Genomic DNA, 21,553 nt, shown 5'->3' on the forward strand with positions numbered 1-21,553 from the left:
GAGTATCTGATAGACTGGAGGTATCATTATGAGCTACGAACTCGACCCACTCCCGTACGATTACGACGCGCTCGAACCGCACATCTCCGAGCAGGTGCTCACGTGGCACCACGACACCCACCACCAGGGTTACGTCAACGGTTGGAACTCGGCGGAAGAGACACTCGCAGAGAACCGCGAGTCCGGCGACTTCGGGTCGTCGGGCAGCGCGCTGCGCAACGTGACCCACAACGGCTGCGGGCACATCCTTCACGACCTGTTTTGGCAGAACATGTCGCCGGAGGGCGGCTCTGAGCCGTCGGGCGAGCTCGCTGAACGCATCGAGACCGACTTCGGCTCCTACGACGCGTGGAAGGGCGAGTTCGAGGCCGCCGCGAAGAACGCCTCGGGCTGGGCACTTCTGGTGTACGACTCGTTCTCGAACCAGCTGCGCAACGTCGTCGTCGACAAGCACGACCAGGGCGCACTCTGGGGGTCACACCCCATCGTCGCGCTCGACGTGTGGGAGCACTCGTACTACTACGACTACGGACCGGCGCGCGGCGACTTCATCGACGCGTTCTTCGAGGTCGTCGACTGGGACGAACCCAGCGCACGCTACGAGCAGGCACTCAAACTGTTCGAGTAAGCCGACAACCCCGACAATTTTTTTTCGACGCGACCCGTGACCGACCAGGGAGAGACGTCGCAATCCGTGCCGGGAGCGGAGACGCCGGGTCGGTCGCCGTCGACGGTCAGTCACACGTGCTCGGCATGAACTCCTCGACGGGCGTCTGCTCGACGGCGGCGACGATCTCGTCGTGGAGTCGCGCGAAGTCGTGACCGCCGTTCGGACGGTCGAAGCCGGCGAAGACGCCGACGCGGTGGTCGCAGTCGGCGAGAAAGGTTCGGAACTGTTCGGTGTGCTCGAAGCCGCGAACCGTGTAGGCGTACTCGTCGGCGAACAGCGACTCGTACGTGTCCCGGGTGACGTAGCCGTAGCGCTCGTTGTCGACGAGCGCGTCGACGTCGAGCGTCGAGCGGTCGTCCGCGACGTCCGAACGAACGTACAGCTGTTCGTGCGTCCACTGGTCGAACAACCACACGTCGCGAAGCGACTCGCCGCCGAACTGCCGAATCGCCGCGAGGAGTCGCTCTGTCGCGTCGCTCATACGACCTCCATTCGTCGATGAGTGATAATCATTTTTGTGATAGATTGGACAGTTGTCAGACGTTTGTCGCACGTGGTACCGTACTCAAGATGGTTTCTCCTCTATTATATAATCAACACGTAGTACACAATAAAATCGTGTGCCGGTCGGATTGTACGTCGCTGCGCGACCGCAGGAGTTTACGACGGGGCGGGCGTATCTGGATCCATGCCACGACCGAAATCGGAGTTCGAAGAACTGTTCCCGTGTGACTTCTACACGCCCGAGGAACTGTTGGACGCCGACCAAATGTACACCGTCTACGAGATCGCCCGCCTCCTTCAGGGACTAGACGCCGACGCCGAAATCGACGAGGGAGTCGAGGATATCCTCCTCGACTGGGCGATTCCGTGGATAATGCGGAACTCCGACGAGATGGTCGTCGCCGAACCGCCCAGCGACGAGGAACCCGGCTACTACGGGTTGCGAGACGACGGGGACGACTGACGGATGCGACTGCTCGTCGCCGGCGGTGACCGCGTCAACGCCGGAAAGACGACGTTCTCGGTCGGGTTGCTCGCCTCGCTTCGGCGCAACGGCCGCGCGCCGGTCGGCTTCAAACCCCGTGCGGGCAATGACTACTGGTTCGACCACGACGACTACCGTGTTGCCGTCGACGCCGGGCGACTGTACGGGAAGGACGCCCGGAAACTCGCGGCGGCGAGCGTGGGCGACGTCGACCCCGAAACGATAAACCCGGTTCACCGCCTCTGGCGGCCGACGCCTGGCCGAACCGGCCTGCTCGGCGAGAGCGGCCGAACGTTTCTAGTCGACCGGGTGACCGGCGAGAGCGGCCCCGAGTTCGTCGTCAATGCGGTGGCGGAGGCCGAGGGACTACTCCCGGAGTCGATGAGCGATTCGCTGCCGCTCAGTGGCGCCGTTCGCGTCGAGTCTGTCCCCGAGTTCAACGAGGTGATGCGCGAGCGGTACGTACCCGCGGCCGAGCGTCTCGCACGGCGCGTCACGGCGACGGAGACGAGCGTCGCCGAGTCGTACGCGGACATCGCAGTCCCGCTCTCGGACGTGACGTTCGACGCAGTCGCCGTCGTCGACCCGGGCCGAGCGCGCATCTACGATGGCGAGCGATACCTAAAGGCCCGCGACGTCGCCAGCGGCGGGCCGCACGAGGGTCAACTCGAAGAGTACGTCGATAGTATCGTCGAGATGATAGATCCGCTGGCGACGGTCGACTTACGGGCGCTCGGGAGCGCTGTCCGCGGGGACCCCGACCGGGTCGCCGACGCCTACGCCGAGGCGTACGGCGCGCTGGTCGACGCGGCGGAAAACTGACCCACGCATCGCTCCTACCCGAGTCTCGCGGCGCGAGCGGCCATCTCGACGTGGTCGTACGGTCGGCGAGTGACGCTCGGTCCGTGACCGACATGCATCGCCGCGAGCGAGACGTCGACGCGGGCGAGAACGCGGTCGATGCTCTCGACCAGCCGTTCCCGATTCCCTTCCGGCAGGTCAGTCCGCCCGAACCCACCGTTCTGGAAGACGAGGTCGCCCGCGAACAACACGCCGGGGTCGGCCGAGTAGAAGCAGAGGTGGTCGTTCTTGTGTCCGGGCGTGTGGAGGGCGACGTACTCCTCGTCGCCGAGTTGCACGCTCGACTCGTCCGCGATCTCGTTGTCGACGGCCGGTTGGTCGGGGTCGAACCCCCACGTCTCCGCGTCGAAGGCGTCGCGGACGGCGTTGACGTTGCCGACGTGGTCCGGGTGGGTGTGAGTGAGGACGACGGCGTCGAGCGTTTCGACGTGCTCGCCAATTTTCGGCACGACGTCGAAGTTCGCACCGGTGTCGACGAGGACGGTTCGTTCGCCGTCGACGAGAAACGCGTTGCTCGTGAAGGCGGAGATGCCCTGTGCGAGGTTCCGAATCATACGACCGATTCGCGCGGGGAGAACTCGACTCCATCGGTCCGCCACGAGAGCGATCGACCGCCGGCGTCAAAGAGAGTCTTTTTGCGCCCCGAGTCACCTCACCTCCGATATGGACGTACGCCTGCTCGAAGCCACGCCGAATCCCGAGAAACTCGTCTGCAAGGGCGCGAGAAACGACTACTCCGCCGGATTCGTCGGTAGTCAGTCGTTCGAGGAGACGATGGAGACCGTCGACGGCGACAGCCAGCGGGAGAAGATGGAGACGCTCATCGGCCATCTGCTCAGCCACGGCCACTTCGGGCCGTTCGAGCATCCGCAAGCCACGTTCGCCATCGAGGGCGTCAGTCGGTCCTGCATGGCCCAGATCACGCGGCATCGACACGTGAGCTTCGACGTGCAGTCGATGCGCTACGTCTCCTTCGACGACGTCGACCCCGAGGACGTGGCCGCGGGCGAGATGGTCGTCACGCCGCCGTCGGCGTCGGACCCCAACTGGGTCGGCCGCAACCAGAAGACCGGCGCGGTCGACGAGGAAACCGTCGAGAAGCGAAAGGAGGTGTTCCGCGAGTCGGTCAGTCGCTCGGTCGCCGACTACCAGGAACTGCTGGACCTCGGGATGCCGCCGGAGGACGCTCGGTTCGTGCTTCCGATCGGCACGGAGGTCAACATCGTGATGTCGATGAACGTCCGGATGCTGATGCACGTCGCCGACATGCGCGCCGCCGCCGACGCGCAGTGGGAAATTCGAGAACTCACCGAGTCGGTGCTGGAGCTCGCCGAGGAGTGGTGTCCCATCACGTTCGCTCACTACAACGAGAAGATGCGCAACCGGAAGAACCGCCTCGCACCGTAACCGGGGATGGAACTCGCGCTCATCGCCGCCGTCGCCGACAACGGCGTTATCGGCGTCGACGGCGACATGCCGTGGCACTACCCCGAGGACCTCCAGCACTTCAAGGAGACGACGACCGGCCACCCCGTCATCATGGGCCGGCGGACGTACGAGAGCATCGCCCGACAGCTCGACGGTCCGCTGCCGGGACGGACGAACGTCGTGCTGAGCAGGGGCGAGATGGATCTCCCCGAAGGCGCGGTTCACGCGGACTCGATAGACGCCGCGCTGACGGCGGCGCGCGAGGCCGTCGACGAGAGAGACGCGGTCGGCGGCGATGGAGACGGCGAAAGCGACGAGGGTGACGGGCGCGAGGAGGACGCCGAGGGGGACGGGAACGACGGAACCGTCTTCGTCGTCGGCGGGGCGACGGTGTACGAGCAGTTCATCCCGTGCGCCGACCGACTCGTGTTGACCAAGATACACGAGTCGGTTGAGGGCGACACCGAGTTCCCGACGTTCGACCGCGACTCGTGGGTCGAAGTCGAACGCGACGAACGCGGCGAGTTCGACTTCGTCGAGTACCGCCGTCGCGAGTCGTAATCGGGAGAACGTACCGCTCGCGCGTGTTTGCGCACCCTTGCGAACCTGAGAGTTCGGGCAGGCGGTGATATCGGCTAAAATTCGTCTTAGCGAGAGTTTTTCCGGGCGGGCCTCGTAGACGGGTCCGATGACCGGCAGCGTCCTCGCACGGACTAGTCGAATCGGCGGTGATGGTCGATGAACAACTCGAATCAGCAAGCGTACGACCGGGGCACCTCGCTGTACTCCCCGGACGGCCGAATCTATCAGGTTGAGTACGCGCGCGAGGCGGTCAAGCGCGGCGCGCCCGTGGTAGGCGTCCGCGCGGCGGACGGCGTCGTACTCGCCGCCCGGACCCGTTCGAGTTCGCCACTGATGGTCACCGAGAGCATCGAGAAACTCCACAAGGTCGACAACCACGTCGGCGCGGCCAGCGCCGGCCACGTCGCCGACGCCCGGCGCCTCGTCGACTACGCCCGACGGGAGGCGCAGGTCAACCGCCTCCGCTACGGCGAACCGGCGGGCGTGGAGGGACTCACGAAGGAAGTCACCGACTTCATCCAGGAGAACACCCAGCGCGGTGGCACGCGGCCGTTCGGCGCGGCGCTGCTCGTCGCCGGCGTCGACACCAGCGGTCCACGCCTGTTCGAGACGGACCCCTCGGGCACGCCCCACGAGTGGAAAGCCGTCGCCATCGGCGGCGAGAGCGCGACCATCCGCGAGTATCTCGAAGAGGCGTACGACCCCGAGATGAGCGTCGACGACGGGGTGACGCTCGCCGTCGAGGCGCTGCTCGAAGGCGCGAAAGACGACGACATCGACGCCGAGAGCGTCAGCATCTCGACGGTCGACGAGTCGGGGCACCGCACCTACGACACCGACGAGATCGCTACCATCATCGACGGCATCGACACCGGTAGCGACGACGAGTAACTCGCAAGACAACCCTCGTCACCGCCGACCACGACTGTTTTTGCGGACGGTCGGCGAACGGTCGGCGATGGCGACGCTTCGTCGAATCTTCGTCTACCCGATCAAGTCGCTCGACGCGCAGGCGGTCGACACCGCGCGCATCGTCGAGAACGGCGGTCTCGACGGCGACCGGCAGTTCGCACTGTTCGACGCCGACGGCCGGTACGTCAACGGCAAACGTAACCGCGACACGCACCGACTCCGCTCGGCGGTCGACTTCGAACGCGAGGCTGTTCGTCTCGAACCGCCCGAAGGCGAGGCCCGGACGTTCACCCTCGACGACGACGAACTCACCGACTGGCTCTCGTCGTACTTCGGCGAACCCGTCACGTTAGAGCGCGAGCGCGCGGGCGGGTTCCCCGACGACACCGACGCGTCGGGACCGACGATCATCTCGACGGCGACGATCCGGGAACTCGCGTCGTGGTACCCCGACATCGACGCCGAGAGCATGCGCCGCCGCCTCCGGCCTAACCTCGAAATCGGCGGCGTTCCGCCCTTCTGGGAGGACCGCCTCTTCGCGGGTCGCGACGAAGTCGTCGAGTTCACCGTCGGCGACGCGGACGGCGACTCCGATGACGGGATCGCGTTCGACGGCGTCAACCCGTGTCAGCGCTGCGTCGTCCCCTCGCGCGACCCCGACACCGGCGAGGAGTACGACGGCTTTCGCGAACGGTTCGTCGAGAAGCGCCGCGAGACGATACCCGAGTGGAGCGGCGGCGACTGGTTCGATCACCACTTCCGGGTGATGGTCAACACCCGCGTCGACGAGGCCGACTGGGGAGAGACGCTCTCGGTCGGCGACGAACTGGAGATACGCGGGACGGAACCCGCGTAACCTCGAACCGAACTACCACCCCGAGAACTTGTCTCGCCTGTAGAGGTCGAGTTCGCTCACCGTGGAGTTCGTCTGCTTCGCGGCAAAGGCGATGGCGTCGGCGATCTCCTCCGGTTCGGTCACCTCGCCGGGGTCAAATCGGTCCTCGAACGCCTCGTCAATCTCCGAACCGAACTCGGTTCTGACCTCGGTGGGGTTGACGACGCTGATTCCGACGCCGTCCTCGCCGACGGCCGCTTCGACGCTGTGAGCGAATCCACGGAGCCACCACTTCGTCGCCGCGTACACCGGGTTGGCGGGACGCGGGAACTTTCCGGCGAAACTGCCGACGAAGATGAGGTTCCCGGTCGTCTCGCGGAGGTGCGGAAGCACTGCGCGCGTGGTGAAGAACGCCCCGTCGACGTTCGTGTCCATCATCGTCCGGTACTCCTCGGTGGAGATGTCGACGCCGGAGCCGCGCCCCAAACCGGCGTTGACGACGGTGATATCCAGTTTCCCGAACCGATCAACGGTGTCGGCGACGACGGATTCGACCGCCTCCTCCTCTCGAACGTCCGCCGGGACGACGAGCGTCTCGACGCCGTAGTCGGCTTCGAGTTCGTCGGCGAGTTCGGTGAGTCGCTCTTCGCGACGTGCGGAGAGCGCGACGTTCGCGCCGTCGGTCGCCAGCGCCCGCGCCGTCGATGCGCCGATTCCGGAACTCGCGCCCGTTACGAGCGCGATGCGGCCGGAGAGTTCGTCTGCCATACGTACCGATTCTCGGGCGGTGACTTAGTTTCCGAGGCCGGTGCAAAAACGGGACGACGCTCTGCTCCACCGACGGCGACAACGCTGATTGTGCTTCGTCGACTATCGGAACCCATGTCGTCGAACGGGCGAATGCAGGACATCTCGAACTTCTACCGGGAGTACGCCCGCGGCGGTATCCACGCCGCCAGCGCCGCCGCGATGACCGCGTTCGGCCTGCTCACCATCTACCACGAAGCGTTCGCCGTGTTGGCGCTGCTTTCGTACGTCGTTCCGGCGCTCTACATGTACGCCGAATGGGGAAGCGAGGACGGGCAGAAGACCGAGAACGGGGACGACCGGAGCACCGAGACTGGCCGTTCCGACCCCTCGGCGGCCGGGAGGCCGGCCGAGAAGCCGGAGGAGCGGGTCGACGGAGACGGGACGGGTGGCGGCGAGAGTCGCGGAGGCGATGGGATCGTCGGGACGCACGAGAGAGACGAGCGTAGCGACCATCTCACGGAAGACGAACGCAGCGAACCTCGATCGACGCCGGAGGGCGATGTCGGCTCAGTCGGCTCAGTCGGCGACGAGAGCGGTGTGAACGACGAGGAGTGGGTCGACGTCGACTCGCCCGTCGGCGTCGACTTCTCCGACGTGGTCGACGCCGAGGACGGGGTGTACGCGGTCGGAGAGGACGGCTACGTTCTCGCACGGGCGAACGGCGAGTGGTCGGCAGTCCTCGAAGACGGTCCCGCGGCGCAGGGCGAGAACCTGACCGGCGTCGACGCCACCGACGACGGGCACGCCGTGTGGGTTGCGGGCGACGGAGGCGCGCTCGGCAGGGTCGACGCGGCGTCGACCCGACACACCGACCACTCCGCGCCCGACGGCGACACCAGCACCCTGTCCGATATCGCCGTCGTCGGCGAGGCGGGAGCGGAGGTCGTCGTGTTGGTGAACGGGTCGGGGGAGGTGCGCCGCGGCGAGTACGACGGCGAACGCGTGCGGTGGGAAGCCGCCGAAAAGCCCGGCAGCGGTTCGAGTTTTTCGGCCGTCGCGTTCGTAGACGACGGCCGGGGGTATCTCGCGGACACGAACGGATCGGTGTTCCGGACGACCGACGGCGGCGAGACGTACGAGGAGCTCGGCATCGACGACGCCGGGACGCTGACCGCCGTCGAACCGGTGTCCGACAGAGCGTCGAACACCGAATCGTTCGTCACCGAGGACGACGGCACGGTCCACCGGTACGACGGAGCGCGGTGGACGCCAGTCCGCCCGACCGACGAAGGACTCTGGGCGATGGTCGTCGAAGGCGATTCGGACCGCGTCGTCGCGGTCGGCGAACACGGGACGGCGCTCGACGGCAACGACGGCGATTGGCAGCGCCGGGAGACGCCGACCGACGAGACGCTCCGCGGCGTCTGCGCCGCGACCGACCGGCAGGTCGCCGTCGGCGATGACGGGGCGATACTGGAACGACGGCGTGCGCGACTGACGACGGAGCGTCCGCGCTGACAGACGGGACCCGACGACCCGTCGCAGACTGCCGACACCGTCGCGGACGCCTGTCACCCGTCGCGGACTGCCGACACCACGCCTTTTAGGATACGAGCCACTAACTCCAGAGTATGCACGTACTGACTGGTGGGACAGTCGCGGACGCAGACGGGACACGGGACGCGGACGTCGCTATCGAAGGCGGTGAAATCGTCGCCGTCGGCGACGTTCCCGAGGGCGATAGCCAGACGGACATCTCCGGGCAGGTCGTCGCGCCCGGCCTGATAGACACGCACGTCCACGTGATGATGGACGGACGACCCGACGTGAGCACGATTTTCGACGATAGCCCCTACACCGCGAGTTACCGGGCGACCGCGAACCTCGAAGCCGCCGTCGAGACGGGCGTGACGACAGTTCGCGACCTGGGGAGTCGCGAGACGTTGGCGCTTGACGCCGGGGCCGCCGTCAACGACGGCCTCCTGACCGGACCGCGGGTGCTCGGCTCGGGTCAGAACATCGTGATGACCGGCGGTCACGGGCACGCGTTCGGATGCGAAGCCGACGGCTCAGACGAGGTGTTGAAAGGCGCCCGCCAGCAGTTGAAGCGCGGCGCGGACGTCATCAAGTGTATGGCGACCGGCGGCGTGCTGACCGAAGGCGCGGTGACCGGGTCGCCCGAATTGACGGAAGAAGAACTGCGCGCGGCCGTCGAGGCCGCGAGCGCCAAGGGCGTCCCAACGGCCGCACACGCGCACGGCGAAGAGGGAATCAAGAACGCGGTTCGCGCCGGAATATCGAGCGTCGAACACGGGACGTTCATGGACCGCGAGGCGGCGGAGATGATGGCCGACAACGGGACCTACTGGGTGCCGACGGCGAGCGCCCTCGTCAACATCGTCGAGAACGGCGTCGAGGCGGGTATTCCCGAAGAGGCCGTCGAGAAGGCGGAAGACGCCGCAGCCCGGTTCGAGCGCGCGTGGGAACACGCGCTGGAAGCGGGCGTCGACATCGCGATGGGGACCGACGCCGGGACGCCGTTCAACTACTTCGGCGACATTCCACGCGAACTCGAACTGATGGTCGACTACGGTCTCGAACCGGACGCCGCGCTGGAAGCGGCGACGGTGAACGCCGCGGAGCTCGTCGGCCGTGACGACATCGGCCGCGTCGCCGAGGGGTACCGCGCCGACCTCGTAGTGCTCGAGACGGACCCCAACGCCGACGCGACGGCGTGGCAGTCCCCGACGGCGGTGTTCGCGGGCGGAGAACGGGCCAGGTAACGAGTCAAATAATCAACGTGAACGATTTACATGGTCGTGCGACGGTCAGCACGGAGCGATTATGAGAGCAGCAGACACAGTCGATTAGTGTCACAAACTCTTTTGCCCACCACTGAGTGTATCCGGCCGATGCACCGCCGGGCAACGTTCGTCCTGCTCGCCTTCTTCCTCGTCACGTCGGCGGTAGCCCCGCCAGCGATGGCGTTTTCGGGGACGAGGGCTGGGGGGACCGCCGCCGTTTCGACGACAGACTCGATGGCGGCGATGCAGCAGTCGTTCGACAGCAGTGAAGTTCGAATCGTCGTCCACGAGGACGGCTCTGCTCGGTGGACCTTCCACTACGAACAGACGCTCGCAAACGAGACGGAGAGACAGAACTTCCAAGCGTTCGCCGACGAGTTCAACAACAGCGACACGCCGCTGTACAACGGTTTCAAAAGCGAGTCGGAGTCGCTCGTCAGAAGCGGTGCGAACGCCACCGAACGGCCGATGGACGCCCAAAATCATACGCGGCAGGCGTACGTGACCGACAGTCTCGGAAACTCCATCGGCGTCGTCGAGATGTCGTTCGTCTGGACGGGCTTCGCGCAGACCGACGACGACGGGACGGTGACCGTCGGCGACGTGTTCGAGGGCGGCCTCTACATAAGCGAGAACCAGTCACTGGTCGTCGAAGCCGGTGAGAACCTCGAGTTCAAAAACGTCACGCCAGCGGGGACGCAGTCGAACACGAGCTCGCTTCCGGCGAGCGACTCGGTGACGTGGATGGGCGAGCGTCGGTTCACCGACAACCGACCACAGGTCGCGTTCGTCCCCGAGGGAACCCAGACCATCGACGCCGGCGCCGGTGGAAACGATGAGGGAGCGAACGGCACTGACGACGTGACGACGACGCCCATCGGCAGCGGCGGCGGGAGTATGTGGCTCGCCGGAGCGGTTCTCGTCGTTTTCGGCGGTGTCGCTGCCGCGCTGTGGTACCGGCGCGGCCGCGAGGAGACGGTCGAACCCGTCGAGGGCGAGACGGCAGACGGCTCCGAGGCTGCGGCCGCACCGCCGGAGCCGTCAGTGTCCGACGAGGAGTTGCTCTCGGACGAGGACCGCGTCGTCTCGATGCTCGAAGACCACGGCGGACGGATGCGGCAGGTGCGCATCGTCGAAGAGACCGACTGGTCGAAGTCGAAAGTGAGCATGCTGCTCTCGGAGATGGAAGACGAAGGTCTCATCTCGAAACTCCGCGTCGGCCGCGAGAACGTCATCAGCCTCGACGGGCACGAACCCGAGGCGACGAAGTCACCGTTCGACGACGAGTAACGCACGGTGCGACAGGACGGGACACAGTTCCGTCGAAACGCAAACGTTAAACATCACTCGCGGATAGTAGGAGATGCGCTCCGTTGGTGTAGTCCGGCCAATCATCTTGCCCTCTCACGGCAAGGACCAGGGTTCGAATCCCTGACGGAGCACTTTTCCTACTACCGAACCGCCGAGCCCGACGAGTCGTGTTCGATTCTCCGAAAATGCGACGAAGGAATACGAATCAGAGAGTGAAGCGAGTCGCGTTCTCAACGAAACGGAACACGAACCGTCTGAGCCTCATCTACTGTCATTTAACCGCTTGCGAGCGGGACGTCGCGTGTCGTAGTCAGAACAAACGGTCATGAAGGAGAAAACCGGCACCGATCATCAGTTTCTCAGGGGGCTAACCTCGATGACGTCCTCCCCGAAGACGACCACCTCGAAGCCTTCGTAGTAGAACGAGATACGGGGTCGACTCCCTTCACGGCTTGTCGACTCGTCGAACAGAGCGTCGAGCGCGTCGGTATCGAGGGTGTAGAACAGCGAAGACAGCTCCAGCGGGTCCCGCCGGTCGACGGCCGCCAACACAGCAACCACCGCCAAGCTAGGTTCGTCACGACTGCTGTCGTAGGGCGCCCGAAAGACATCGTCTTCGGGGTGGTATCTGATCGTGTCTATGGAGTCGACGAATTCGGTCGAATTGGGGTATCGGACAGGTGGTTTCTCGCACCCCGCGGATTTTCCGGTCATCGTGTTTCTAGTGTCTCCGAAGCCGCGTAAGGCTAGATTTTGCTCGTGCAACCCGGTTATATACTCACCGATCACGTGTCAGCTAGTTCGGGGTGGCGAGGGTACTCGCTATCAGTCTCCGCGTCCCTCGCTGTAATCGCGAGGAAACCGCCTGTCGGGTAATTCCGAGCGCGTCGGCGATATCTTGTTGTGTGGCTCCGCGCGGAGAGTCGAAATATCCGCTCGTGTACGCTAACATCAGCGCTTTGCGTTGACCCTCTGTCAGGTCGTACTCTTGGTCGGGGGCGAGCGTCGATAGCGCGTGGAGCTGAGAGAGTTTGACGGGAATACCGTGGTCTCGGCAGTACGCTTGGAACTCCGAGATTGCCTCTTGGGTAGTGCTTCGGACCTCGAACGTCCACCGGTCCTTCTCCCCGATTCCGGAGACGAGGTCGACATCGGTCTCGACGAACGCGGTCAGGACGGTGTCACGGCTAAAATCCCAGAGAACGCGGAGGAGCAACTGGTCTCCCACCTCGTCGATTACGGTGATGGTCTCTACTCCGCCGTTGTCGGCGAGACGAGAGACGGTCTCGTTCACTCCGTCAGCGTGAACCCAGAAATACGGGACGGTCTCCCTGTTAGTGGAGACGAGCCGGTCCAGTTCTACGGTCGCGTCGGGGAGTTCCTCGAAGATACGACGTAACGGAAACTCGGTTACGTCAACGGTGAAGGACGCTTCGATAGCCACAACGACCACTGGCGTTCCGAAAGCGTGAACTGAGCGTTTTAGTGGGGAGTTCACGTGCCATCGACTCCGGTTGCACTGTCGACTCGTGATGACGATGGAAGAGAGACGACAGCACCTCTGCAGAAGACACAGGGAGGCCATCGAGGGGTATGGCGTCGGCAGTGGCTGACCGCATCATCGCACTGTTCGACACCTGTGAACGTCCCGAGCGCGGCGCGAGTAATCAGCCGAACAGCCGGCGTAGGAGCGCGTTCGAGGAGTCGTTCCCCGACCCGTCGTCCGTCGAGAGCGTCCCCTCGGACGTAATCTCGGCGCTCGTCATCGCCTTCAGCGAGTCGGTGATGGTGTATCCGGGGGTTTCGACGGTGACCTCGTCGGACCCGGAAACGTCCACCCATCGGAGTTCGAGTTCGTAACTTCCGTCAGCCTGAATCTTCGATGCTTCCTGCTGGCCGGAGGCTTCGTGGTACGCCCACGCGCCCTCGTCGGCGTGTTCGGGGTCCGTCTGACCGACGATAGTTCGAACGTCGATAGAGCGGTTCGTGTCGGACCCGGCCATCGGGTACTCGCTGTCGACCCACGCGCGGTAGCCCTCTTCGATTGCGAAGACGTTCGTGTAGCCGTTCTCGATGAGTGTCGCCGCCCGCTGCGAGGAGAGGTAGTTCGGGCAGTCGCAGTAGACGACGATGCGGTCGGATTTTGGCCAGTCGGCTGTCGGGTCGTTTCGCTCAAGTCCGTCGGGAGCGATGCTCTGGGCCGCGCCGAACACGTGCGAGACGTCGTACGCGGCCGCGCTGCGCGCGTCGACGATACGGGCTTCACCGCGCGCGTACCAATAGTACGCAACGTCGACCGGAACCAACGGGACATTGACGATGCCGGAGTCGCGTTCGACCCGGTTGGTCGGGAACTGACCCGTGTCGACGGTCCGCTCCGCGGGCACTGTCTCGAATTCGGGCGGATAGCCGTCGAGCGGGGCCGTTTCCTCCGGCAGGTCGTCGCCGTGTCGCGGTCCGTCGAGGTCCTCGAACGAGCCGGCGGCGTCGGCGGACTCGTCGACGGAGTCATTGGTGGCGGCGTCGGTCGTCTGGTTCGACGCCGCGTCGGTCTCGGTCGGGTCGGCGGTCCGTGTCGACTCGTTCGTCGGCGTGCCCTCGTCGTCTCCCGAGGACGCACATCCGGCGACACCGATAGTCGCCGCCGCCCCGAGCGCCTGGACGTATCGGCGTCGTGTCGTGTCTTTCGATGGCATTCGTACCCAGCGCTCGAGTCCGACGAGACTTTACTATCGACATGATAAGCCGAAATCGGTCGTTTAATCGGTTCTCGCTGGATCCCGTCGGCGACCGTTGTGCTCGGTTTCGAACGGTTCAACCGTTCGGGCGAGGGGCATCGACCGACGAGAGGGTGCGGATCGAGTGGTTACCGCGTTCATAATAATATTCATAGCGGTTCTCCGATGAATTGCGTCGCGTCGAGCGCGGTGTTCCGGGCAATCGAACTCTCACAGTCTGTGAGATCACACCCGTTCTCCGCGACCACCCACCACACGGGTTCGACGGCCCTTTGACCCGAGGGCAGTCGGATCCGCCAACCCAACTCTCCCCCTCGTCTTTCGTCGGGGCACAGCCCCGACTGTGGTGTGTCAGGTGAGCCGATTTATTCCCTCTATAACTACCACCCGCGAGACCGAACTACAGACAATGTTCGGAACCAGCGGTATCCGTGGAGCAGTCGGCGACGACGTGACGGGGGAGTTAGCCCTCGCCGTCGGTCGCGCCCTCGCCGCAGAGGGCTACGACCACGTCGTCCTCGGACGCGACGCCCGGGAAAGCGGTGCCTTCCTCGCCAACGCCGTCGCCGCGGGTGCACAGGAGTGCGGCACGAACGTCACCCGCGTCGGCGTCGCGTCGACGCCGACCGTCGCACGCAGCGTCGCCGAGTTCGACGCCGACGCTGGCGTCGTCATCACGGCCTCGCACAACCCTGCGACCGACAACGGCATCAAACTCTGGACGCGCAGCGGCCAGGCGTTCAACGCCGAGCACCGCGCGGCCATCGAAAAGCGGATTCGAGACGAGTCGTTCGAGCGCGCCGACTGGCGGACCGTAGGAGTCGAACGGAAGCGAAACGACGCTATCGAAAACCATATCGAGGCGCTCGTCGCCGCAGTCGATCTCGGGCGCGAACTCTCCGTCGTCGTCGACGCCGGGAACGGGCCCGGCGCGCTGACGGCGCACGCGCTCTCGGAACTCGGCTGCGTGGTGACGACGCTGAACGCGCAACCCGACGGAAGCTTCCCCGGTCGGCCGAGCGAACCCACCGAGGAGAACTGCACGACGCTCTGTTCGGTCGTCGCCTCGACGGACGCCGATCTCGGTATCGCACACGACGGCGACGCCGACCGGATGATGGCCGTCACCGAAGACGGTGAGTTCGTCCCCGGTGACCACCTGCTGGCGCTGTTCGGCCGCCGCGCCGCCGGCGACGGCGAACGCGTGGCCGCCCCGCTGAACACGAGCCTCGCCGTCGACGACGCGCTCTCGCCGCAGAGAGCGACGGTCGAACGAACGCCCGTCGGCGACGTGTACGTCGCCGAGGCCGCTAGCGACCCCGCCGTCGCCTTCGGCGGTGAGCCGAGCGGCGCGTGGATCTGGCCCGACGAGACGCTCTGTCCCGACGGTCCTCTCGCCGCGGTGAAACTCGCCGAACTCGTGAGCGTCGAAGGCTCGCTCGAGACGCTACTCGGCGAATTGCCGCGCTACCCGACGCTCCGCGACAGCGTGGAAGTCGAGGACAAGACGGCGACGATGGCGGCGGTGGCCCGGCGCGTCAACAACGAGTTCGACGAGGTGGACGAGATGGACGGCGTCCGCGTCGCACTGGAGGATGGGTGGTTCCTCGTCCGCGCCAGCGGGACGCAGCCGCTGGTCCGCGTGACGGCGGAAGCCCGCGACGAGGCGCGCGCGCAGGAACTGTTCGACGAGGCGTACGCGATGGTCGAGGAAGCCGCGAAAGCGTCGGCGTAGCGCGTTCGCCTCGCGTTACCGACGAGGGTTCTCTGGCTTCGGTTTCTCCTCGTCTCGGGTAGCGCTCCGCGCTGTTCTCGCGTTCTCTCGTTCTGTTCTTTCGTATTTCTCGTGTTCTGTGCCCGTATTCTGTCTCTCCGTGTCCCCGTCTTCTGTCCTTTCGTGCCCCTCGCTTCGCTCACGTCGCTGTCAAAATCGAGAGCGAGTGCCGTAGCACTCCGGAGGGAGAGTCGATCGGGCGGGAAGTCGAAGACGAACTCGGTGGGTCGGGCCACCGGGCGTCAAAAGAGGATGGTCCGCGGGGTTAGCTCACTCGACGGTGACGCTCTTGGCGAGGTTCCGTGGTTTGTCGATAGAGCGACCCAGCAGGTTCGCCGTGTGGTACGACACCAGCTGGAGTTGAACGTTCGCGAGTAGACCGGCCAGTGCGGGGTCGGTGTCCGGAATCGGGAGGTGCGCGTCGGCGGCGTCGACGGCGGGGTGACCCTCGGGGGCGACGGCGACGATGGGCGCGCCGCGAGTCTGCGCCTCCTTCGCGTTCGTGAGCGTTTTCTGGTCGTCAGTGCCGGTGAACACCGCGAACACCGGCGTCTGGGGCGTGACGAGCGCCAGCGGGCCGTGTTTCAGCTCGCCGGAGGCGAACCCCTCGGCGTGCTCGTACGTGATCTCCTTGAACTTCAGCGCGCCCTCGACGGCGACGGGGTAGCCGAGGCCGCGACCGATGAAGAAGAACGCCTCGCTGCCGAGGTAGCGGTCGGCGAGTTCGTGGGCCTGGTCGCCGTCGAGCACCTCGCGGACGTCCGCGGGCAGCGAGCGCAGCGACTCGAAGAAGTTCTTCGGGTCGTCCCACGGCAGGTCGCCGGTCACGTCCTCGCCGACGCAGTGGCTGAGCAGACAGAGCGCCGCGACCTGCGAAGAGAACGTCTTCGTCGCCGCGACGCCGATTTCCGGTCCGGCGCGGACGAGGAGCGTCTCGTCGGCCTCGCGCGAGGCAGTCGATCCCTGCACGTTCGTGACGGCGACGGTCCGGGCGCCTTCCGCGTCGGCGCGTTCGAGCGCGCTGAGGGTGTCCGCCGTCTCGCCGCTCTGGGTGACGGCGACGACGAGCGTCTCGTCGGTGATGGGGTCGGAGGTACCGTACTCGCTGGCGCGGAAAGCGCGGGCGCGGACGCCGGCAGCGTTGAGCAGTCGCGCGCCGTACAGCGCCGCGTGGTACGACGTTCCGCAGGCGACGAACTGTACTTCGGTCACGTCTTCGAACGCGTCGAGTTCGGTGAGCGTTACGCCGGTTTCGTCGATTCGGCCGTCGACCGTGTTCGCCAGCGACGTCGGCTGGTTGTGAATCTCTTTGAGCATGTAGTGATCGTAGGAGCCTTTCCCGGCGTCCTCGGGGTCCCAGTCGACGGTGTCGATCTCGCGGGAGACGGGTTCGCCGCCGACGGTGGTCATCGTGACGCTGTCGGGTTCGACGACGACCATGTCGCCGTCTTCGAGGTAGACGACTTCCGCGGTGTGTTCGAGGAACGCAGGCACGTCGCTAGCCAGGAAGTACTCGCTGTCGTCGAGTCCGAGCACGAGCGGCGACCCCTGTCGCGCGGCGTAGACGGCCTCGAATCCGTCGACGATCGCGGCGATAGCGTAGCTGCCCTCGAGTTCGCGGACGGTGCGGCGGAATGCCTCTTCGGGCGTGCCGACCTCCCCGAGATGGGAAGCGATGAGGTGCGGGACGACTTCCGTGTCGGTGTCGCTGACGAACTCGACGCCTTCTGCTTCGAGACTCGCCTTCAGTTCCTCGTAGTTCTCGATGACGCCGTTGTGGACGACGGCGACCCGACCGGACTCGTCGGTGTGGGGGTGGGCGTTGTCGTCGGTCGGCGCGCCGTGCGTACTCCAGCGCGTGTGACCGATGCCGACGTTACCGCTCGGCTCCGCGCCGCGAATCGCGCTTTTCAGCTCCGCGACTTTCCCCGAGCGCTTGTGGACTTTGATACCGGTGCCGTTCTTGACGGCGACGCCGGCAGAGTCGTAGCCGCGGTATTCGAGGCTCTCTAACCCCGAGACGAGCGCGCCGACGGAGTCCGTCCGGCCGACGCGAGCGATGATGCCGCACATCTACATTACCTCCGTGGTGTTTCGAGCCAGAGGGCGGGCGTGTCGGTTGATTTCGGTGCTGCGTCCCGATAGGGCGGAACTGTCGCGGACCATACTTCGACCTCCCACCCTGTATCAATTACTATGAACGAGGTAATGAGAACTTATTTCGCCGCTAAAGACCGTTTCAACCTGCAACAGTAACAACCACGGCACCCGCCAGGGGTTCCGGTGGTGTCGGTGACGGTCGCGGAACCCCCACCGAAAAACCCGTCGCCGACACACCGACAGTTCGATACCACGTCTTCGAGCGCGAGATGGGTCTGTCGTCGGCACACCCACCGGCGCAGCCAGCGACACGCCGTAGTGAGGCCGTCGAGTCGATTCACACCGAGTCGACAGGCAGTACGTTGCGTCTCGTCGTCCGACCGACAGCGTCACCGCGTCGGAGGAGGGTTGCGTGTCCGGGCGGGCCCTCGCGTCGTCGACTGGCAGATCGAGTGACGCGGAGGGCGAATCGGACGACGCCGAGTACGCGCTACCGTCTACGTCTCCGAAAACAGGTCTGACTCCCCGGGTGCCGGCGGCTCTCGACGATCTCAAGCGATGGCAGCGTCGACGGCCGAAGAACGGTGACAGCAGCTGCCGACGGCTCGAACGTCACCGAAGCGCCGAGTCGGCCCAGTCGGGCGTCTCGTCGGTGAGCGCGATGACATTCTCGCGACCGACGTTTATTTTCGTGAGTTTGCCCTCCTCCTCCATCCGCGAGAGGAGGCGGCTCACTTTCGACTTCGACCACTCGGTGCGCTTGACGATTTCACTCTGTTTGAGTCGCCCGCTCTCCTCGTGTAGCATCTGCAAAACGCGGCCGTCGTCCGATAGGGGAATCTGTGGGTCGAACGACGCCTCGGCGGACGGTTCGGCGGGGGCGCGTCCGGCTTCGATGGCGTCTCGTTCCTCGTCGGAGCCGGTTTTGAGCGCCGCGACGAGCGCATCGCCGCGCGTGTGGACCACCGTGGCGATGCTGCGGTCGCTGCGACGGTACCAGACGCCGAGCGCAGCGAGTAGCGCGAGCGCAAGCCCGACGAACCCGACCGTCGTCGTCGGATTCGTCGGGTCGGATCCCAACGCGAACTCCGTACTGTCGGAGAGTCCGTCGCCGTCGGTGTCGGTGTCGAGCGGGTCGGTACCGTAGACGGTGGCCTCCGCGCTGTCGTTGAGACCGTCGCCGTCGGTGTCGGGGTCGAGCGGATCGGTGTTGTGCTCGTCGACTTCCGCGCCGTCGAGGAGACCGTCGTCGTCGGTGTCCTCTTCGACGGGGTCGGTCTCCAAGGCGAGTTCCTCGCTATCGGTGAGACCGTCGCCGTCTGTGTCGGGGTTGAGCGGGTCGGTGCCGTGGTCGTCGACTTCCGCGCCGTCGGGGACGCCGTCGCCGTCGGTGTCGGGGTTCGTGATGTTCGTTCCGACGATTATCTCCTCTTGGTCTCGGAGTCCGTCGCCGTCGGTGTCGGGGTCGAGCGGATCGGTGCCACGGTCGTAGACCTCCGCGCCGTCGAAGATTCCGTCGCCGTCGGTGTCGCGGGAGTTGAGGTCGGTGCCGAGTTCGACCTCGCGTTCGTTCGAGAGGTTGTCGTCGTCGTAGTCGCCGGAGCGTTCGATGAAAGTGTACGTCGCGGTGGTCGACGCGACGGCTTCCTCGTTGCCGAACCCGCGGCTCGCGACGAGGGTGACGTTCCGTTCGCCGCTGATGTTCGGCGGGTAGCGCTCGAAGGCGAACACGACGTTTCTCGACCCGTTCGGGTCGACGTTCATCTGCTGGCAGTCGAGTTGCACCCGCTTTCCGCTCTCGTCTTCGGCGTACGCACAGAACTCGTACAGGGAGCTGTTTCCGGCGTTGTGAAAGCGCGCCGAGAGGGAACTTGACTCGTTCCGCCAGATGTACGTCCGGTTTTCGCCCTGTTCGACGGTTCCCGCTTCGGAGACGCGTAGTTCCCCGAACGAGGAGCCGGCGCTCACGCCCTCCGACTGCGAGAGCGCCGGGGCGTTCGCCGCCGTCGCGGCCGGGACACTCGCGAGTATCAACAGGAGGGCTAGAACCGTTCGGGCGACTCGGTGCTTCGGTTTCGTCACGTTACACTCTCCCCTCGATTGATGGGTACGAGAGTGGTCGGTCGATATCGAACGTAGTTCTTTCGGTGTTGTAATATCTCATTACCGATACAAATGCGAGCCAATGACAGGTTTCGAAGAGAGCGTCTTACGCCCCGTCAAGGACTCGTTTTCGGGTAATTAATCATTACCGGGGGCTAGTCTTTCCGACCGCACTTGGCGGTAATCAAACACGACATCCGCGTCGGGGGCGGGGGGCGGCGTTCCGAGCGGAACAGTCAGTTGCTATCGGTGTCGGTCGAGAGGGCGGATCGGGAGTATCCCGAGAGGGCGTACGTGACGGTGGCGATGGTGAGCATCACCGCGATGAGTCCCACCGCGAGACCGCTAGATTGGCCGAGTACGGGGGCGTCGAAGGTGATTCCGAGCAGTGCGAGCGCGCCGACGCCCGAGACGCCGATGGAGTACTTCTGCCACGAGGCCGATTCCACTGCCTCGACCCCTGGGGTTGCGGGCCCAGATGGGGAGGCTTCCTCGACGATCTCGTTCGTCAGGTACGGGTCAAACTGGTCGGCGATGTCGTTTCGCTCGACGACACCGCGGCTTTTGTTGTAGTCGATGACGCCGTCTTCGTCGAGTTTCGGGAGGTGTTCTTGATAGAGCGCGATGTAGACGCGCTGGCGCTGGTCGGACATCAACGCTTCCACGGTGGTGTCGTTCTCCCACGCGGCAACCTGTTCTGCGATGTCGCGCATGCGAACCGGGCCTTCGGTTCCGCGGAGATACCAGAGTACGTCGCGGCGGCGACGGTTCTGGAGGATGTGGAACAACTGGTCCTTCGACAGGGGGGTTTCCTCCGCCATCTGGGGGGGCTCGAACCGGGCCATGTTATCGGACTCTGTGACTGTCATGTGGCAGGTACAAACTCTGGGGAGGTAATAAATCAGGATGTCTGTATCGATAGATGCAACTGTTGCAGCGCGTCAGACGTACTGTTGCAAACCGTTTCAGACTGTTGTATGCGACCGTTTTAGCTGTTTATAGTTATTTACTCAAGTTCGAATTGCTATTTTCCGAGATCGGAGACGAATCGCCCCGAGAAATGGTATTAAATCTGGTAAAACGGGCGTGGAGAGAGGGTTGACAGTCACTCGTCTCGCCGTCGAAGACGCGGCGTCCTGACGGCGGTCCGATTGCCCGTTCGGGTCGTCTCACTCGCCGCTCTGTTCGGTCACCTCGGTTGGAGTTGCCGAACCGGAGGCGACGCGGGACAGCGTCGCTTCCGCGGCGAGCGAGCGGACGATGGCGGTGGGTGTCGCGTACGTCATGGGGTTCGCGGGAAGGCTCCCGCAGATTCTCCGAGGGGAGACACCCACATTGTTATATGCGACACAATGACGGAAACAGTGAAATTCGTTGAAACGGCCGGCGGTCCGCCTGCGCGACGCCTGGTCGACGCAGACGGTCCGAGGAATCCGGAGAGCGTCGCGAGAGGGCTTGTGGACCTCCTAAACGAGTGAATAGACGAAACAGTCGGCGTCACTTTCACGAAGAACGGACGCGAGAGCCTCGAGAAGGGCCGCGACGGCAGTTTCCGACCGTCTCGTGCATCGAAAATCGGGCAATTCCGCTTACTCGCTCTATAATAAAGCCGGTATCGTGGTTCGGGAGAGACGAAGCCCACCTGCGGTCTACGCAGGGGGAAGGAAACTCCACATGAGCGAGATACAGACGCTTCG

General features: G+C 64.9%; 20 protein-coding genes and 1 tRNA gene. 12 read left to right on the forward strand and 9 right to left on the reverse strand.

Translation table 11 applies throughout. The features are described from left to right. Positions 1–28 precede the first annotated feature (28 nt). Positions 29–628, forward strand: a complete 600-nt coding sequence (gene sod / locus LAQ58_RS05130) for a superoxide dismutase (RefSeq protein ID WP_224449535.1) — start codon at positions 29–31, stop codon at positions 626–628. A 106-nt stretch (positions 629–734) separates the two neighbouring features. Here sod and LAQ58_RS05135 read toward each other — a convergent pair whose 3' ends face one another. Beyond that, positions 735–1,151 carry a DUF7522 family protein gene (locus tag LAQ58_RS05135; protein WP_224449536.1) on the reverse strand — a complete coding sequence of 139 codons (417 nt, stop codon included), beginning with the start codon at positions 1,149–1,151 and terminating at the stop codon, positions 735–737. A 207-nt stretch (positions 1,152–1,358) separates the two neighbouring features. Between LAQ58_RS05135 and LAQ58_RS05140 the strand changes: the two genes are divergently transcribed. Together LAQ58_RS05140 and LAQ58_RS05145 are read left to right on the forward strand one after the other, a co-directional pair. Continuing rightward, positions 1,359–1,637 carry a DUF5827 family protein gene (locus LAQ58_RS05140; protein WP_224449537.1) on the forward strand — a complete coding sequence of 93 codons (279 nt, stop codon included), beginning with the start codon at positions 1,359–1,361 and terminating at the stop codon, positions 1,635–1,637. Positions 1,638–1,640: 3 nt separating this feature from the next. Further along, positions 1,641–2,480 (forward strand): ATPase, encoded by an 840-nt coding sequence (locus LAQ58_RS05145; protein ID WP_224449538.1) that lies wholly within the window; start codon positions 1,641–1,643, stop codon positions 2,478–2,480. 14 nt (positions 2,481–2,494) lie between these two features. Here the strand turns inward: LAQ58_RS05145 and LAQ58_RS05150 are convergent, their stop codons facing one another. Further along, positions 2,495–3,073, reverse strand: coding sequence for an MBL fold metallo-hydrolase (locus LAQ58_RS05150; protein WP_224449539.1), 579 nt, complete (start codon positions 3,071–3,073; stop codon positions 2,495–2,497). Between the two features lie 109 nt (positions 3,074–3,182). Here LAQ58_RS05150 and thyX point away from each other — a divergent pair, with 109 nt between their 5' ends. From thyX to LAQ58_RS05170, 4 genes are all read left to right on the forward strand, one after another. Continuing rightward, positions 3,183–3,926, forward strand: coding sequence for an FAD-dependent thymidylate synthase (thyX, locus tag LAQ58_RS05155; RefSeq protein ID WP_224449540.1), 744 nt, complete (start codon positions 3,183–3,185; stop codon positions 3,924–3,926). 6 nt (positions 3,927–3,932) lie between these two features. Continuing rightward, a complete protein-coding gene (locus LAQ58_RS05160; RefSeq protein WP_224449541.1) occupies positions 3,933–4,508 on the forward strand; it encodes a dihydrofolate reductase in 576 nt (191 codons plus the stop codon). 177 nt (positions 4,509–4,685) lie between these two features. Continuing rightward, positions 4,686–5,420, forward strand: coding sequence for an archaeal proteasome endopeptidase complex subunit alpha (psmA, locus tag LAQ58_RS05165; protein ID WP_224449542.1), 735 nt, complete (start codon positions 4,686–4,688; stop codon positions 5,418–5,420). A gap of 67 nt (positions 5,421–5,487) precedes the next feature. Further along, positions 5,488–6,297 (forward strand): MOSC domain-containing protein, encoded by an 810-nt coding sequence (locus tag LAQ58_RS05170; RefSeq protein WP_224449543.1) that lies wholly within the window; start codon positions 5,488–5,490, stop codon positions 6,295–6,297. 12 nt (positions 6,298–6,309) lie between these two features. Here LAQ58_RS05170 and LAQ58_RS05175 read toward each other — a convergent pair whose 3' ends face one another. After that, positions 6,310–7,044 (reverse strand): SDR family oxidoreductase, encoded by a 735-nt coding sequence (locus LAQ58_RS05175; RefSeq protein WP_224449544.1) that lies wholly within the window; start codon positions 7,042–7,044, stop codon positions 6,310–6,312. Between the two features lie 114 nt (positions 7,045–7,158). Between LAQ58_RS05175 and LAQ58_RS05180 the strand changes: the two genes are divergently transcribed. The 4 genes from LAQ58_RS05180 (at position 7,159) to LAQ58_RS05195 (ending at position 11,272) form a co-directional block, all read left to right on the forward strand. After that, entirely contained in the window at positions 7,159–8,544 is a 1,386-nt protein-coding gene (locus LAQ58_RS05180) for a WD40/YVTN/BNR-like repeat-containing protein (RefSeq protein ID WP_224449545.1), read from the forward strand. 113 nt (positions 8,545–8,657) lie between these two features. Then, positions 8,658–9,809 (forward strand): metal-dependent hydrolase family protein, encoded by a 1,152-nt coding sequence (locus tag LAQ58_RS05185; RefSeq protein WP_224449546.1) that lies wholly within the window; start codon positions 8,658–8,660, stop codon positions 9,807–9,809. Between the two features lie 129 nt (positions 9,810–9,938). After that, positions 9,939–11,120 (forward strand): helix-turn-helix transcriptional regulator, encoded by a 1,182-nt coding sequence (locus LAQ58_RS05190; RefSeq protein ID WP_224449547.1) that lies wholly within the window; start codon positions 9,939–9,941, stop codon positions 11,118–11,120. 77 nt (positions 11,121–11,197) lie between these two features. Beyond that, a tRNA-Glu gene (locus tag LAQ58_RS05195) sits at positions 11,198–11,272 on the forward strand. Positions 11,273–11,492: 220 nt separating this feature from the next. Here LAQ58_RS05195 and LAQ58_RS05200 read toward each other — a convergent pair. From LAQ58_RS05200 to LAQ58_RS05210, 3 genes are all read right to left on the reverse strand, one after another. Beyond that, positions 11,493–11,855 carry a HalOD1 output domain-containing protein gene (locus LAQ58_RS05200; RefSeq protein WP_224449548.1) on the reverse strand — a complete coding sequence of 121 codons (363 nt, stop codon included), beginning with the start codon at positions 11,853–11,855 and terminating at the stop codon, positions 11,493–11,495. A gap of 82 nt (positions 11,856–11,937) precedes the next feature. After that, positions 11,938–12,585 (reverse strand): helix-turn-helix domain-containing protein, encoded by a 648-nt coding sequence (locus tag LAQ58_RS05205; protein WP_224449549.1) that lies wholly within the window; start codon positions 12,583–12,585, stop codon positions 11,938–11,940. 223 nt (positions 12,586–12,808) lie between these two features. Then, entirely contained in the window at positions 12,809–13,837 is a 1,029-nt protein-coding gene (locus LAQ58_RS05210) for a rhodanese-like domain-containing protein (protein WP_224449550.1), read from the reverse strand. A gap of 451 nt (positions 13,838–14,288) precedes the next feature. Here LAQ58_RS05210 and glmM point away from each other — a divergent pair, with 451 nt between their 5' ends. Further along, complete coding sequence (gene glmM / locus LAQ58_RS05215; RefSeq protein ID WP_224449551.1) at positions 14,289–15,614, forward strand: phosphoglucosamine mutase; 1,326 nt, start codon at positions 14,289–14,291, stop codon at positions 15,612–15,614. A 309-nt stretch (positions 15,615–15,923) separates the two neighbouring features. Here the strand turns inward: glmM and glmS are convergent, their stop codons facing one another. The 3 genes from glmS to LAQ58_RS05230 form a co-directional block, all read right to left on the reverse strand. After that, positions 15,924–17,726 (reverse strand): glutamine--fructose-6-phosphate transaminase (isomerizing), encoded by a 1,803-nt coding sequence (gene glmS, locus LAQ58_RS05220; RefSeq protein WP_224449552.1) that lies wholly within the window; start codon positions 17,724–17,726, stop codon positions 15,924–15,926. 639 nt (positions 17,727–18,365) lie between these two features. Continuing rightward, positions 18,366–19,835, reverse strand: coding sequence for a helix-turn-helix transcriptional regulator (locus LAQ58_RS05225; RefSeq protein WP_224449553.1), 1,470 nt, complete (start codon positions 19,833–19,835; stop codon positions 18,366–18,368). Positions 19,836–20,092: 257 nt separating this feature from the next. After that, a complete protein-coding gene (locus tag LAQ58_RS05230) occupies positions 20,093–20,725 on the reverse strand; it encodes a DUF7344 domain-containing protein (RefSeq protein WP_425490689.1) in 633 nt (210 codons plus the stop codon). Positions 20,726–21,553: the final 828 nt, after the last annotated feature.

It is taken from the genome of Haloprofundus salilacus, assembly GCF_020150815.1.
In the GTDB taxonomy this organism is placed as follows: domain Archaea; phylum Halobacteriota; class Halobacteria; order Halobacteriales; family Haloferacaceae; genus Haloprofundus; species Haloprofundus salilacus.

Bases quoted from the DNA above. Each gene is read 5' to 3' on its own strand.
- sod (WP_224449535.1), top strand. From the start codon at position 29: ATGAGCTACGAACTCGACCCACTCCCGTACGATTACGACGCGCTCGAA.
- LAQ58_RS05135 (WP_224449536.1), bottom strand. From the start codon at position 1,151: ATGAGCGACGCGACAGAGCGACTCCTCGCGGCGATTCGGCAGTTCGGC.
- LAQ58_RS05140 (WP_224449537.1), top strand. From the start codon at position 1,359: ATGCCACGACCGAAATCGGAGTTCGAAGAACTGTTCCCGTGTGACTTC.
- LAQ58_RS05145 (WP_224449538.1), top strand. From the start codon at position 1,641: ATGCGACTGCTCGTCGCCGGCGGTGACCGCGTCAACGCCGGAAAGACG.
- LAQ58_RS05150 (WP_224449539.1), bottom strand. From the start codon at position 3,073: ATGATTCGGAACCTCGCACAGGGCATCTCCGCCTTCACGAGCAACGCG.
- thyX (WP_224449540.1), top strand. From the start codon at position 3,183: ATGGACGTACGCCTGCTCGAAGCCACGCCGAATCCCGAGAAACTCGTC.
- LAQ58_RS05160 (WP_224449541.1), top strand. From the start codon at position 3,933: ATGGAACTCGCGCTCATCGCCGCCGTCGCCGACAACGGCGTTATCGGC.
- psmA (WP_224449542.1), top strand. From the start codon at position 4,686: ATGAACAACTCGAATCAGCAAGCGTACGACCGGGGCACCTCGCTGTAC.
- LAQ58_RS05170 (WP_224449543.1), top strand. From the start codon at position 5,488: ATGGCGACGCTTCGTCGAATCTTCGTCTACCCGATCAAGTCGCTCGAC.
- LAQ58_RS05175 (WP_224449544.1), bottom strand. From the start codon at position 7,044: ATGGCAGACGAACTCTCCGGCCGCATCGCGCTCGTAACGGGCGCGAGT.
- LAQ58_RS05180 (WP_224449545.1), top strand. From the start codon at position 7,159: ATGTCGTCGAACGGGCGAATGCAGGACATCTCGAACTTCTACCGGGAG.
- LAQ58_RS05185 (WP_224449546.1), top strand. From the start codon at position 8,658: ATGCACGTACTGACTGGTGGGACAGTCGCGGACGCAGACGGGACACGG.
- LAQ58_RS05190 (WP_224449547.1), top strand. From the start codon at position 9,939: ATGCACCGCCGGGCAACGTTCGTCCTGCTCGCCTTCTTCCTCGTCACG.
- LAQ58_RS05200 (WP_224449548.1), bottom strand. From the start codon at position 11,855: ATGACCGGAAAATCCGCGGGGTGCGAGAAACCACCTGTCCGATACCCC.
- LAQ58_RS05210 (WP_224449550.1), bottom strand. From the start codon at position 13,837: ATGCCATCGAAAGACACGACACGACGCCGATACGTCCAGGCGCTCGGG.
- glmM (WP_224449551.1), top strand. From the start codon at position 14,289: ATGTTCGGAACCAGCGGTATCCGTGGAGCAGTCGGCGACGACGTGACG.
- glmS (WP_224449552.1), bottom strand. From the start codon at position 17,726: ATGTGCGGCATCATCGCTCGCGTCGGCCGGACGGACTCCGTCGGCGCG.
- LAQ58_RS05230 (WP_425490689.1), bottom strand. From the start codon at position 20,725: ATGACAGTCACAGAGTCCGATAACATGGCCCGGTTCGAGCCCCCCCAG.